This is a genomic window from Acinetobacter sp. YH12218 (assembly GCF_013417925.1).
GTDB lineage: Bacteria > Pseudomonadota > Gammaproteobacteria > Pseudomonadales > Moraxellaceae > Acinetobacter > Acinetobacter amyesii.
Genome location: NZ_VPDB01000033.1, coordinates 1 through 13,251 on the forward strand (window position 1 = coordinate 1; position 13,251 = coordinate 13,251).

Below are 13,251 nucleotides of genomic sequence, written 5' to 3' on the forward strand. Positions count from 1 at the left end.
GCCTTTTCCATAACGCTCACGACCGGGACTTTTGATCCAAGCCGCTTATGGTGGTTTGCTACCTGCTCCTGCAAGCCGATAGCGAGGGGCCATACCCTCATCTCTTACGCCGCTTGCTGCGGCACACGAAAGTCGGACACCCAATCCGATTGACTTAGCAACATATTGGGTATGCTGTGGGAGGCATGAGTAGCAATGAGTAATATTAAGCAACCAGCACCTTTCTATTCGCTAAAAGAAACAACTGAATACTTCAACAACAAATATAATCAATGTACTTTTTCTGATAGCTACCTTTTAAAGCAATTGTTGGCATTTAACATACCTGCACATATTTATAGTTTTGGTTTAAATCCTTATGGAAGTGAATTCTTTTTTAAAAAAGATTTATTGCGAAGAACAGATCCCGACTGGTCTGAATGGGTAGATAAAAGAGATAGCATCTTGCCCGATTTTGTTGAATTTTTACATAACGAAAGTTGTAAAACAGGACTATTTTTAGAATTAAGACATCAAGATTTAGTGCAGGTATGCATGCAGAATCAAGTGATAACTTATGCATTCAAAGATGTTATTCCATTTGACTATATAACCATTTCCTCAAGTTTAAGGGAGGTTATAGATGATATGTGGAAAGCTACATCTAACTATTATAAAAACAAAAAACCAGATGCCCTAATTCAAAAGGAAATCGATAATATGAAAGAACTATTTGATAATTTTGTATCGGTAGAGGAGTTTATTAGCACCACAGACATGCAAGAGATTTCATCCAAATCCAAGAGACAGTATTTAAATGTAAAGCCAGAGATAATTGTAGTTGATGAAATAATTGGTCATCTAAAAGATTTCTGTTTTTTAAAAATTATTCCTGAAGATGTATTTATATTAAGCAAAAACTTAGCACTTCTTGAAAAGTATTTAATTGGAGAAGAAGTATATGTACAAAGCCAAAAACCCTTAATTAAAATTACACAATCTCCGAAAGGTAAGAGTAAGGATAAAGAAATGGCTCAATTAGCAGCTAAAACCTTAGCCAATTATCTTTGGAATCAAGATACAGACAATAAAATTAAAATTAAAGAAATGGCTATCACAATTCACGCAGAGTTAAACCAGACCGAGCATCGTAACCAACTACCCGACCAGTCCGTATCATTAAAAAAATGGATAGAAGATATAGCACCAGAATATGCGAGGGAAGCTGGCAGGCCAAAAGAAATATAGAGCAAGTGAAACTTAATCTATATTAAGTACCACCAACCCACTATTAACATATAAAAAACAACAAGATAATCCCATCTAACACGTAGCAATACGGCACATAGTTAGAGGTTTTTTATGTCCACTGAAAAATTCAATCATCCCCCAAAAGGCTTTTACCGTATGTCACAGCTTGCGACTACGGCTGCACGTAAAGAACGCAAGTACATCACCAAAGATGGCACAACTCGAATCATCAAGGCACGTCCTGAACGTCAAGGCGTTCTGCCAATGGGTGAAACAACCATCTGGGACAAAGTACGTGCTGGCGAGTTCCCTGCCCCAATCAAGCTAACCGAGCGCATCACCGCATGGCGCATTGAAGATATTGAAGCATGGATGGCTTCAAAAGGTTTCGGGGCTTAAACATGCTGCATCAGCACAAAGAACCTGCGCTTTCTACCGATGGCTTTTTGATTAATGCCAACGTGAACCAGATCCAGTAATGGCAAGAACATGAATAACACCCAATTGCAGCAAGTTTTAGACCATTTAAAACAATCCAAAACCATTACACCAATCGAAGCATTAGAGAGATACGGATGCTTTCGTTTAAGCGCAGTCATCCTAAAGTTACGCGATGCAGGCTATGACATAGTGACCCATCGTGAGCGCAATAGTAAACGCACTGGCACATATGCTCGCTATGAATACAGAGGGAGGATAGAACAGTGAAGGATGTATTTTTAGACTTTATAAAAGGCATATTTCTAGGCACTTGCTTTGTTGTACTTTGCTTAATTCTTGCAAGTATAAGCAGTTCTGTTTATTCTAAGACCGTTCATCCACATGATGAATCAGTTTTGACAGACTGCAAATTCTCAAACGGCGTACATTCCGCTCCAAGCGGTTTTTTTGTGCGTAATATCTCTATGCGTTCGCATGTTATGGCGGAGCTGGAGAGGGACACATTTATGTGTGCAGGTATCCGTTTGAGCCTGTCTGTCAACCCTTTTCAGCCTCGCCACCATTATTTGACAGTAATCGGCAAGGCTCCTTTAAATTCAAACGGAGCGCATTCTAATGCCTAAAAACATCCATCAAATTACACGCCAACGCATCCAGTCCTCAGACTTTGCACAAAAACAGGGACTATTTAAGCGTATTTCCTCAGTACTAAAAAAAGTATGGGGAGAGTAATCATGCCTAATCAAATTAATACCGAATCATTTGTTAATCCTGAATATCAATCAAAAGAAAGAATCCAAGCATGGATTAATGGCCTGGCAAACAGCACAAGTTATTGCTCATATATCGCTATTGGAGTTGCGGATAGTGATGTTATCTATCCTCTTGGTAACTGGAATATTCCTTTTTATTCTATAGAGGAGGCCAATCAATTTAAGAAGGATGCTGAACTTGAGTATCCTAACCTTAGTTTTAATTTTATTTTAGGGACTTTGCTTATTGATAAAGCAATGGAACAGGTTCCTTGCGTATTTTGGAAAAAATGGCAAAAAAAACATAATGAGCGTATTTCTTCCTTAAATAATAATGAGGGTAGCCACAATGCTTGATTATGACTACCCCAAAGAACTAATAACACCCGAAGCCATTTTAGCCGAATGTGCCCAGCTTGTATCGTTTAATGATACTTATTCATCACATCCATTAATAAAGCGTTTTGGCAGTCCTGAGCAGCCGATCTATGTCGATGATGGCAATGTGGATATAAACGGCGTTACCTATGCACAGCCTTTGATTCTGCCTGTCTATGATGGGCAAATGGAGCTTGTTCAATGTGCTGTCATGCAAGATGGGCAGCGTGTAGCTGTCATTCCTGATGGATTGTCCAAAGGCTTTGCAAAGTATGGGGATTTTGACCATACCAAGCCAGTCATTATTACCTATGGCCTGGAGGCGTTCTTTAAAGTTGCTCAGACTGGCTACGCTGTGGCATTGGTGCTATTGCCTACCCTTTGCAATGCCAAGCAAGCAGAACTCAAGCCATTTGATTTTGAGCAAATACAATTTGTTATTCAACAGTTGGAAACGTCAGGTTTTGACAGGTTATATATGCCAGTACGCCCCGAAGATATCCAGCTTGAAGCATTTCAAAACCTTGAGAAAAGTACGGCGGTTCGATTGCTGAATCAATATCAACAGATCAAAGGAAACGAGTTTTTTATTGAATTGTCACAGCATGAGAGCAAAGAGGAAATTACAGCATTTATTGATGAGGCGATAGAGCAATTAAACAAGCCTACTGAATGGGGCGAATTATTGCCATTGGCACAGTCTGAAACGTCCGTAACTAGTACTTATCCAATCCATGCATTACCACCACTAGCCAGAGATGCAGTAATAGCGATTGCTGAGCATGTACAAGCCCCTATTGCTATGACAGCTCAATGCGTTATTGGCGCTATGTCACATATTGCTCAAGCTCATGTAAATGCACCGCACCCATTTAGTTCTCAAGGTGAGCCATGTAGTTTATATCTGCTTACTGAGGGCCAAAGCGGAAGCCGAAAAAGTACCAGTCGTAATATGGCAGATAAGGCCATTATTCAGCATGAGCGAAAACAATATGAACTATACCGCCGTGACCTTGAACACTGGAAAAGTGGTCAAGCTGGATTAAATAAAAAGGATAAGGAGGCATATGGTACTGAGAATCCCCCACCACATGACCCAAGCACCTTATACAGTGACATCACATTAGAATCCATTGCAGGGCTATACGTGGATGGCATACTAAATAATGCATCCATTGCCAGTGATGAGGCAGGTCAATTCTTTGGCGGCTATACCATGAAAGGTGATACACGTACCCAGGCCATTGGAGGCTATGCCAAATTATTCGATGATGGTTTTGTGGAGCGCACACGCTCTAAATCCAATTTAAACGGTAGTGGTCGTGCTTATGATGTTCGACTGACCTTTAACCTACAGGGACAACATGAAGTTTTATCAGATGCATTGAAAGACCCTGTGTTAAGAGGACAAGGCTTTTTACCACGCTTCATTTTAACCACTCCAGAAAACTTGGCAGGGACACGTCTACAGGACGCTATTTACCGATCTAAGAATGCCAATCATGACCATAGGCTTATCGCTTACTGGACACGTTGTGAATATTTACTAGATGACTGCCCTAGATCACAAGGAGGGCAAGAACTTCACAATGGGCGCTATGTCATTCCTATGAATGATGAGGCAAGGGAAATAGATGCATCGTTCTACAACATGTTTGAGGAACTACAAGGCAAAGGTAAACGCTATGAATATCTACAGGCTTTTGCCAGTCGTGCCAGTCAATTAGCAAGGCGTTTAGCTACTGTATTCGCTTATTTTGAAGGCTTACAGTGGATTGATGCCAAGACCTTAACTGGAGCTTGTGAGGTCGTTAAGCATTCACTGAATGAATGGGCTATGTATGCAGATATTGAGGTTAAAACTGAAAGTGATGCAGAACGTCTGATTAAGTGGTTCACTAAATACTGTGCTAACAAGAAAATAGACAAACTTGCCTATTCTAGTTTTATGAATAACTGCCCTCGCCCAATGAGAGGTAGTAAGCAAAGATTAGAACCAGTTTTACACGAGCTTATTGATAGTAACCACTTAAAAATAGAGGAATTATCAAAGGTTCGTTATATTTCAATCAACCCACTTTTAACAAAAAAAAGCGGCTTAATGGCTTAATCACTGTAAAAGCCTTTCTATTAAAGGGATTCAATTAAGCAAAGCTTTATTTACAGACTTGCATAGTGGCTTAATGAGTGAATAAATTATACTGATTAAGCCATTATGCCACTGGCTTTTCAGTATGTTGGTTAAGTAGTAACCCTTGCTGGGTAAGTGTTATAGAACTATTAAGCCATTAAGCCACCACGTATAGAAATTTATGCATAAATAGATATACCACACAGGAAAATAATCAAGGAATTAAAAAGCCCCGATGCTTATCAATAGGCATAGGGGCTTTTTAGCAAAGATAGAGAATTGAAAATACTCAACATTTTATCATTTATTTTTAATATGGCATCAAAAAAGTTCTAAACATTGGAGCTTTATTAGGAAGCCTTCACATTTATAATGAAAACTTGTGGCCTGGAAAATTATTCCAAGTTAAAAAAATCAAATAAAAAAGCCAGTAATTCCTTACTACCTAAGAGCTTCAATTGCCCCAGGCTTTACGCTCAGATACTGACCTTTATGTTTAATTTTAGACCATAGCCATTCGATAGACAATAATTGTAAATTGGCAAAAACAATCAGATAAAAATGTATTTTATATGAAACTACGATACTGTTACATCCAAAATCATTATTTTATTAAAATAAACAATAACTTGTAACTTAAAAATCTCATTCTTAGGGTTGTTTTTGCGTGTTCCGCAAAACAACCCCATGGAGCAAGTCGGTAAAAGATATTTTTTTTAATAAGGGATTGGCAGAATATCACTATTATAGGGTGTGAAATTAGCTATCAAACAATTAGAAATATTCTGCATCACGGAATTGAAAAAGCCCCCAAGTTCATTATTAAACTTAGGGGCTTTTCTGCAAAGATAGTGTTTTAAAACTTGAGTAACCTTACCATAGTTTTTATATGGTTAAATCAATAAAGAAAAGTGCTGAGTGCGTATTTTAAATCGCGCTATTTTCGTTTGTGCCGACTGGCACCTGAATTACTAATAGCAGTAGTCGATCTATCAAGCTGGAATGTCTGGACACCCCCTCTACTATTCGACTTACTCGACCAGTAAAAAACAGGTAGGAAGAAAACAGTAAAACCACTTATATTTTTTTAAGCTAAAAAAGCAGTTTTATATTCAAAAACACACGAATCGAGAAATAAGGAATCAAATTGACGATACGTGTACTGATATTCCAACTTTGAACACTTGTCGGTATATTTGTCGGTATATTTGAATTTATCATAATTTATATTTATATTTTTCAGCAAGTTATATCGTTATTGCGACTTCCTCTTTCACCGCCAGAATAAACTGCAATGCCAAGCAGAATGAAGGTCTAAATTGATAAAATTTAGGCCTTTTTTAATTTTATTGTTCTCAATATTAAATATCCCCCTAATTGATCTTCTATTTGTTTAGCTCAATAACTTCACAGTATTTAAGTCCTGATTGACGGATTTCAATCACACGTTTTTTTCCTAATGCACGACTTATGGATTTTTTATTGGCAGCAATAAGTACACGTATATTTACAAATACAAATTTTATATTCTAAAGACAATTACTTAAGCCTATGCTAAAAATAAATCATCCTCTCAATATAGGTACTATTCAAAAAATTATTCATTAATTTAAACATCATAGAACTGAAACGCGATTGCGGTACTTTTAACTTGATCAACGAAAAACTTAAAAAACACATTTCATATATCACTGCTATTCGGGAGAGAACATGAATAACAGCCAGAATTATGTTAAGCAGATCAAGAACGCCAAACGTGGTGGCTATACCCCAACCCTTGCCAAAGACATCAATAAACATAAAATTCAAAAAGCACAGCGTCTGATTGACGAATGGCGAAAGCTCGCCAATGAACTCCGCCCCCAAATGCAACTGGAGATGGCATATACACTTGAAGAATGCGCACAGGATCTAGACCAAATTTTAAGAATGAAATAGCACTCAACGCTCACCCATCCTATTTTTTCGCCCACATCTTGTGGGCGAAACATTACCTATTTTTATTTCTCTGGTTTTTAGAGCCAAACATCGGTCGAATGCTGAATAAATCAAACGTATAAATTACATTCGATTTGCTGTTTTTTTAACTTGCACCACTTCAAAAAATCTGTAGAATGCATTCCACAACGCCGGCATAGCTCAGTTGGTAGAGCAACTGACTTGTAATCAGTAGGTCCACAGTTCGAATCCGTGTGCCGGCACCATTTCTTAGCCTCGCTTTTTAGTGAGGCTTTGATGTTTTTAAAGCCTCTTTTTTATGGCTTCCTCGCGCTAATCTGCACATAACGAATCAGCCCGTCTCGATACAACTTCTCACACAATTTTGCCGTCATCTTGATTTTGAATTGATCCACATGACTCAGGCTCATCTGACTTTTTTGTTCTTGAATATAATCGGCAAAACCCTGAAATACGAATTCGCTGATATCTTCAATCTGGATATTTTCGAAACCTGCCTGTTGCACTTGGTGTTGTAAATTTTGCTTTGAATTTAAATTTTTCAAATTCACATCTGCTGCTTTCAACAGACTTTGATATTTCAATCGTTGCACTGAATTTAAATTCAAAAACGCATCGGACAACATCAAATAGTGAAAAGCAAAGCGTCCCTTTGAATTCAAAACATTAACAACTGATAAAAGCAATAAATTCAAATCACTATGATACGCAGCATCAATACACAGTACGGCATCCATACAGTTTTGTGAATAAATATTTTTTAAATTCAAAAATGAATCTTGTTGTATTTTGATTTTTGAATTTAAATTTTTTTGGATTTTTTCCACACATTCGGTTTGCAATTCGACTGCGGATAAGTTTTGAATTTGAAAATGTTCCATCCAAAAAACCAAGCTCGCGCCCTGCCCACAACCAAGGTCTAAAACACGATCTGTAGATTTTAATTGAATGGATTCGGCAAGATGGAAAGCGAGTTTTTGACAGGCTGCAGGATAGGATGATTTTGCATCATTCCAATAGCCCAAATTGCTCCAAGCAAGCTCCGCATCATCTCCGAGTAGTCGACTGTTAATCGCATATTTATGGCTAGGGATGTGCTGACGAATTGCTTGAAGCCATTTCATGTTAGTAACCGAGTTGAGGGGCAACCTCCACTTTAGGTTTTAAACCCACAAACGGCAATGGTGCACCAAAAATTTCTGCAATATGCATAGCAGACGTTACCGCAGACTCTAAAATCGGCAGACCGTCACAAGACCATGAACCACAGAAGAAGACTTTACGTTCAGGGGATAAATGTCGTTGCTGTAACTCTTTATTCAGCGCCACGGTATGTGAATCCACCACTGCACGTGTCAAACTGACCGAAGAGATCACTTTTTTAGGATCAATCGGTGTCACTGGCTGCCAGGTTTGGAACACAGGGGTTTTACCCACCAAGCTCGGCTCGATTGAGTTCAGCCACACGGTAAATTGCTGACGGGTAAATTTACGGTCCATCATATAACTTAGTACAGACCAATCTTTACGCTTCGGTGGCATCACGGTTTGATCAGTGTGAATCACCAACTGACCTTGCTCAAATTTAAATTTCTTTAAAAGCTCAATATCGTCAGCAAACTGGGTTGAATCTAAAAATTCTTCCGTTTTGGTGGTTGGTGTCGCGACTACCACACGATCGAATAGATGATGTGCTCCGGCCTCAGTTTCCACCAAGACTTTATCGTCTTGCTCGTGCACTTTGGTAATTGCCGTACCACTTTGAATATTTAAACCTTCAATCAGTTTATCAACCAACGCAGGTGTACCACCTTGGATACGCAGCAAGGCATCGCCATTGGTCAATTGACGCAAGAAAATCAACAACGGTTTCGCAGGCCATTCCCCAATCGTTTTCGGGTTACAGGTGCAAATGGTATACAACACAGGCATGACCGCACCATGCCAAAATACTTCTTCAATTTCATTTTTATTAATGAACTCGGCAAGCGTGATGTCCTGATTTTTTGATTTAAAAAATCGAGTGATCGCCGCTTTGAGTTGCAACATCCCTTTGACTAAACGCCAGCCATATTGTTGTAAGCCTTTACGGTTATTAATAATTGGGAAATTACCAATACGGCTACGACTGGTGGTCAACCACGTTTCTGTACGATCTTCAAATAGCCAACTGCATGCCATATAGGTACGGACTGGGAAAGTTTTAATCCCTAAATGGGTCGCCAAACTTAAGGTATTTTTCCAGAGGTGTGGATTCATCACACGCAAAGGGGCATCGATCAAGCCGCCTTCAAACTCAGTGCTGTGGCTATCCATACCACGACCAGGCAGAGCTTCGAAAATTGTAATGTTATGCCCTGCGTCTTTAAGAATTCTTGCGGTAGCCAGCCCAGCCATGCCACTACCGATGACTGCAATTTCCAATTTTCTTTTCCATCTATAAAACACAGTTTAAAAGTATGACTGATCAGAAGTTAAAAATAGCTATTAAAAAATACCAGATTCGCACTTTTTGTATGGATTTCAGTACAGCCGTTTTTAAGTTAAATTTACAAATATTTACAGTCAAAAAGCACACAATTTAAGCTTTGTTTTTTAAACATATTTTTCTTTAAAATTTTAATTACTCTATAAAACCAAACAATTAAATTAACCATTTTTATAACTTTCGGTTTACTTTAAAGCCAAGTCTCGCTAAGATGCGCCACATAAGAAAGTGATAAATTCATCACAATTTATAAAAAGTAAAATGATATTTAAATCATGACAACTATAAATACTACAGCGCTCAATAAAAAAGCCTCTGACTATTCAGAGGCTTTTTTTTCGGCTATTTCAACGACATGATTTTCGCTTAAGCTTCATGCGCCAGCGCAATTTCACCAAATTTTCCGTTATTGAAATCATCAAAGGCTTGAATGATTTCAGCTTTGCTATTCATCACAAATGGGCCATAACCTTGAATCGGCTCATTTAGTGGCTCACCGCTAAGTAACAGAAATTGTGTGTCCTGCAACGCTTGTAGCTGAATGGCGATATCATCTTTGGCAAACATGACCATCGAACTGTCTTGAACTTTATGGCTTTCATTCACCACAACCTCACCCTTCAAGACCACCAAAATGGTGTTATGCCCTTCAGGTACATGTAAGGTGGTTTCATATTGAGCTTTCAATTCACCATCCCAGACATTCACTGGACTAAAGGTTTGTGCAGGCCCAAGGTGACCACCCATTTCACCAGCAATCACCCGAATATGCCCTGCACCTTCATCCATGTCTATGCGAGGAATATCTTGGCGTGTGATCGCTTGATAACGAGGCTGGGTCATTTTGTCTTTTGCCGGTAAATTCACCCACAATTGAACCATTTCAAAAAGACCACCTGCTTGAGCAAATTCAGGCGAATGAAATTCTTCATGCACCAGACCCGACCCTGCGGTCATCCATTGCACATCGCCTGTTTGAATTGTGCCGCCACCACCACTTGAGTCCTTATGAGTCACTTCACCGCTGTAGGCGATAGTCACCGTTTCAAAACCACGATGTGGATGTGAACCTACACCATGCCGTGCAGTGGTGGGATCGAACTGATAAGGTGCCGCATAATCCAAAAGCAAAAATGGGCTAATCGCCTGACCTAGACGATCATAGGAAAATAAGCTTTTGACTGGAAAACCATCGCCCACCCAGTGCATTTGCTGATTACGATAAACACCAATTACTTTTTTCATTTCTTAGCTCCTATATTCATACGATAGGATGAACATAGCGCTTATTTTAAGCTTTGAAATACTTACTGACCATCTTCCAGATAGCATTCTATATCTCAAAATTAGAACAATACTCAGACATAAAATCTGCACCTCACTCAAAACCAAGCATTAATTTCGAAATTCTAAGGTTTAAGACATATACAACGATGAATTATCCCAATTTTATGATTGAGCTTCTCATTTAAACCCATTTCATTGTCTCATTTTTACAACTATTCTAAATCTAGTTAACACGCAGATTTCATCTGATCCTGCGTAGTTGCAAACAGGAAAGAGGACAATAAAATGGGGCAAACCTTACGTTCGTTTAGACAAAGATAATGCCGCGGTACTTTTAGTTGACCATCAAACAGGTCTACTTTCATTGGTTCGCGACATTGATCCAGATAAATTTAAAAATAATGTGCTCGCACTGGCTGCAGCCGCAAAATATTTTAATCTTCCAACGATTCTCACCACCAGTTTTGAACAAGGTCCAAACGGTCCATTGGTTCCAGAACTCAAAGAGATGTTCCCTGACGCACCTTATATTGCACGCCCAGGTCAAATTAATGCTTGGGACAATGAAGACTTTGTGAAAGCCGTCAAAGCAACAGGCAAAAAGCAATTAATTATTGCCGGTGTAGTGACTGAGGTTTGTGTTGCATTTCCAACCTTGTCTGCTTTAGAAGAAGACTTTGACGTCTTTGTGGTGACCGATGCTTCAGGTACATTCAACCATTTAACCCGTGACTCAGCTTGGCAACGTATGACGCAAGCGGGTGCGCAGCTTATGACGTGGTTTGGTACCGCGTGTGAATTACACCGCGACTGGCGTAATGATATTGAAGGTTTAGGTGCGCTTTTCGGCAACCATATACCGGACTACCGCAACCTAATCAACAGCTATACGCAAAATACTGAAAAGAAATAATCCTTCAGTAGTAAAAAGCGGCTTCGAGCCGCTTTTTTTATACCTGATGTATAAATTGACGTATGATGATTTGAATTGAAATAATTTTCACTGCATAAGGTGATCCATGCATTCATTTGATGATTATTACTACTTTTACTTGGTGGTGAAACATGGCGGTTTTAGCGCTGCAAGTGAAGCATCGAATATTACAAAATCAAAATTAAGCCGACGCATTTTAGATCTTGAAGCCAAATATAATGTCACCCTTATTCAGCGTTCTACCCGACACTTTAAGGTCACGACATTAGGCCAAGAATTGTATGAAGAATGCATAAAAGTAATCGAACAAGTTGAATGTGCGCATCAGGTGCTCCTGAAGCAAAAAAGTGAACTTGAAGGCTTGGTTAAAATTAGTTGTCCACCGGTCATGATGGAACATCAAATTCGCCCCTTGTTAAATCAATTTTTAAAAGATCATCCCAAAGTTCAGGTCGAACTTGAGCTGTCTAGCCGCCGTGTAGATGTCTTGCATGACGACATTGATTTAGCGATTCGTACCAATTTTAGTAAAAATGAAGACTCGAGCATTATTGTACGTGACGTGATTAAAACCGTGCATTGCTTAGTGATTAGTCCTGAACTTTTACAAGGACGCGAGTTAAAGCATATTTTCGAATTGACAGAATTTCCGAGTATCGTTTTGGGTACACAGAAAAACCGCTATCAATGGCATTTGCATCATACGGGACAGCAAGAGCAGATTGAAATTGCCTTACAACCTCGGATTAAAAGCAATGACTTAGCCGGTGCTTATTATGCGGTACTCGATGGTTTAGGCATCGCAGACTTACCGTATTTAACGGTACAAGCAGATATTGAGGCAGGTCGTTTAATTCACCTCTTCCCCGAATGGTGCTCAAATGTCGGTACGGTACAATTGGTATATGCTTCGCGAAAAGGTCAGCGCCTAGTCATGGAAAGATTAATTGACTATTTAGTCGCTGGAATTCGTGACTATGCTCCGGAGCATGATGGCTATTTAGTTTAATGTTCTAGACCACAAAAAAAAGCCAGAACTGAGTTCTGGCTTTTTTAAATCTACGGTTGGATCACTAAATTAGATTTTACCCACTAGGTCGATCGATGGTGCAAGCGTCGCTTCACCTTCTTTCCATTTTGCAGGACATACTTCACCTGGGTGTGCATGTACATATTGAGCAGCTTTTACTTTACGCATCAATTCAGAAGCATCACGACCAATACCACCTGCATTGATTTCAACGATTTGGATTTTACCTTCAGGGTCAATTACGAAAGTACCACGGTCAGCAAGACCATCCGCTTCAATTAAAACATCAAAGTTTTTCGCAAGTGTCCAAGTTGGATCGCCAACCATTGGGTATTCGATTTTCTTAATTTCTTCAGAAGAATCGTGCCAAGCTTTATGCGTGAAGTGTGTATCAGTAGATACTGAATAAATTTCTACGCCCATTTTTTTGAATTCAGCATAGTGATCTGCAAGATCGCCTAATTCTGTTGGACATACAAAAGTAAAGTCAGCAGGATAGAAAAACACCACAGACCATTTACCGTAGAAGTCTTTTTCTGAAACTTCAATAAATTGACCGTCTTGGTAAGCGGTAGCGTTAAATGGTTTTACTTCAGTATTAATTAAACTCATTTGATATTC

At 39.1% G+C, this 13,251-nt stretch carries 13 protein-coding genes and 1 tRNA gene; 10 read left to right on the forward strand and 4 right to left on the reverse strand.

What is annotated here, in order from left to right:
• The first annotated feature begins 195 nt into the window (after nucleotides 1-195).
• The 8 genes from FTV03_RS10430 to FTV03_RS10465 all read left to right on the forward strand — a co-directional run bounded on the left by FTV03_RS10430 (nucleotide 196) and on the right by FTV03_RS10465 (nucleotide 7,136).
• Nucleotides 196-1,227, forward strand: coding sequence for a hypothetical protein (locus FTV03_RS10430; protein ID WP_180041360.1), 1,032 nt, complete (start codon nucleotides 196-198; stop codon nucleotides 1,225-1,227).
• A gap of 114 nt (nucleotides 1,228-1,341) precedes the next feature.
• The gene (locus FTV03_RS10435; RefSeq protein ID WP_180041361.1) at nucleotides 1,342-1,629 is read left to right on the forward strand and encodes an AlpA family transcriptional regulator; all 288 of its coding nucleotides are present in this window, start codon (nucleotides 1,342-1,344) and stop codon (nucleotides 1,627-1,629) included.
• A gap of 90 nt (nucleotides 1,630-1,719) precedes the next feature.
• Nucleotides 1,720-1,938, forward strand: a complete 219-nt coding sequence (locus tag FTV03_RS10440; RefSeq protein ID WP_180002769.1) for a helix-turn-helix domain-containing protein — start codon at nucleotides 1,720-1,722, stop codon at nucleotides 1,936-1,938.
• Entirely contained in the window at nucleotides 1,935-2,294 is a 360-nt protein-coding gene (locus FTV03_RS18180) for a hypothetical protein (RefSeq protein WP_180002767.1), read from the forward strand. The genes FTV03_RS10440 and FTV03_RS18180 overlap by 4 nt, the downstream gene beginning before the upstream one ends.
• Before the next feature lie 111 nt (nucleotides 2,295-2,405).
• Nucleotides 2,406-2,780 carry a hypothetical protein gene (locus FTV03_RS10450; protein WP_180041362.1) on the forward strand — a complete coding sequence of 125 codons (375 nt, stop codon included), beginning with the start codon at nucleotides 2,406-2,408 and terminating at the stop codon, nucleotides 2,778-2,780.
• The gene (locus FTV03_RS10455; protein ID WP_180041363.1) at nucleotides 2,773-4,911 is read left to right on the forward strand and encodes a DUF3987 domain-containing protein; all 2,139 of its coding nucleotides are present in this window, start codon (nucleotides 2,773-2,775) and stop codon (nucleotides 4,909-4,911) included. The genes FTV03_RS10450 and FTV03_RS10455 overlap by 8 nt, the downstream gene beginning before the upstream one ends.
• A gap of 1,731 nt (nucleotides 4,912-6,642) precedes the next feature.
• Nucleotides 6,643-6,870 carry a hypothetical protein gene (locus FTV03_RS10460; protein WP_078190515.1) on the forward strand — a complete coding sequence of 76 codons (228 nt, stop codon included), beginning with the start codon at nucleotides 6,643-6,645 and terminating at the stop codon, nucleotides 6,868-6,870.
• 190 nt (nucleotides 6,871-7,060) lie between these two features.
• Nucleotides 7,061-7,136 (forward strand) — tRNA-Thr (locus FTV03_RS10465).
• Nucleotides 7,137-7,187: 51 nt separating this feature from the next.
• On the opposite strand, the gene FTV03_RS10470 is transcribed toward FTV03_RS10465, so the two are convergent.
• From FTV03_RS10470 to FTV03_RS10480, 3 genes are all read right to left on the reverse strand, one after another.
• Nucleotides 7,188-8,015, reverse strand: coding sequence for a cyclopropane-fatty-acyl-phospholipid synthase family protein (locus FTV03_RS10470; protein ID WP_180041364.1), 828 nt, complete (start codon nucleotides 8,013-8,015; stop codon nucleotides 7,188-7,190).
• A 1-nt stretch (nucleotide 8,016) separates the two neighbouring features.
• Nucleotides 8,017-9,315, reverse strand: coding sequence for an FAD-dependent oxidoreductase (locus tag FTV03_RS10475; RefSeq protein WP_143221600.1), 1,299 nt, complete (start codon nucleotides 9,313-9,315; stop codon nucleotides 8,017-8,019).
• Between the two features lie 430 nt (nucleotides 9,316-9,745).
• A complete protein-coding gene (locus tag FTV03_RS10480) occupies nucleotides 9,746-10,624 on the reverse strand; it encodes a pirin family protein (RefSeq protein WP_180025915.1) in 879 nt (292 codons plus the stop codon).
• A gap of 322 nt (nucleotides 10,625-10,946) precedes the next feature.
• On the opposite strand from FTV03_RS10480, the gene ycaC reads away from it, so the two are divergent.
• Both ycaC and FTV03_RS10490 read left to right on the forward strand, forming a co-directional pair.
• A complete protein-coding gene (gene ycaC / locus FTV03_RS10485) occupies nucleotides 10,947-11,579 on the forward strand; it encodes an isochorismate family cysteine hydrolase YcaC (protein ID WP_180025950.1) in 633 nt (210 codons plus the stop codon).
• 106 nt (nucleotides 11,580-11,685) lie between these two features.
• On the forward strand, nucleotides 11,686-12,609 hold the full coding sequence (locus FTV03_RS10490) for a LysR substrate-binding domain-containing protein (protein WP_168378962.1): 924 nt from the start codon (nucleotides 11,686-11,688) through the stop codon (nucleotides 12,607-12,609).
• Nucleotides 12,610-12,678: 69 nt separating this feature from the next.
• On the opposite strand, the gene ahpC is transcribed toward FTV03_RS10490, so the two are convergent.
• A complete protein-coding gene (ahpC, locus tag FTV03_RS10495) occupies nucleotides 12,679-13,242 on the reverse strand; it encodes an alkyl hydroperoxide reductase subunit C (protein ID WP_078190520.1) in 564 nt (187 codons plus the stop codon).
• Nucleotides 13,243-13,251 lie beyond the last annotated feature (9 nt).

What these genes read in the sequence shown, in the direction of transcription:
- FTV03_RS10430 (WP_180041360.1), top strand. Translation starts at nt 196, where the DNA reads ATGAGTAATATTAAGCAACCAGCACCTTTCTATTCGCTAAAAGAAACA.
- FTV03_RS10435 (WP_180041361.1), top strand. Translation starts at nt 1,342, where the DNA reads ATGTCCACTGAAAAATTCAATCATCCCCCAAAAGGCTTTTACCGTATG.
- FTV03_RS10440 (WP_180002769.1), top strand. Translation starts at nt 1,720, where the DNA reads ATGAATAACACCCAATTGCAGCAAGTTTTAGACCATTTAAAACAATCC.
- FTV03_RS10450 (WP_180041362.1), top strand. Translation starts at nt 2,406, where the DNA reads ATGCCTAATCAAATTAATACCGAATCATTTGTTAATCCTGAATATCAA.
- FTV03_RS10455 (WP_180041363.1), top strand. Translation starts at nt 2,773, where the DNA reads ATGCTTGATTATGACTACCCCAAAGAACTAATAACACCCGAAGCCATT.
- FTV03_RS10460 (WP_078190515.1), top strand. Translation starts at nt 6,643, where the DNA reads ATGAATAACAGCCAGAATTATGTTAAGCAGATCAAGAACGCCAAACGT.
- FTV03_RS10470 (WP_180041364.1), bottom strand. Translation starts at nt 8,015, where the DNA reads ATGAAATGGCTTCAAGCAATTCGTCAGCACATCCCTAGCCATAAATAT.
- FTV03_RS10480 (WP_180025915.1), bottom strand. Translation starts at nt 10,624, where the DNA reads ATGAAAAAAGTAATTGGTGTTTATCGTAATCAGCAAATGCACTGGGTG.
- FTV03_RS10490 (WP_168378962.1), top strand. Translation starts at nt 11,686, where the DNA reads ATGCATTCATTTGATGATTATTACTACTTTTACTTGGTGGTGAAACAT.
- ahpC (WP_078190520.1), bottom strand. Translation starts at nt 13,242, where the DNA reads ATGAGTTTAATTAATACTGAAGTAAAACCATTTAACGCTACCGCTTAC.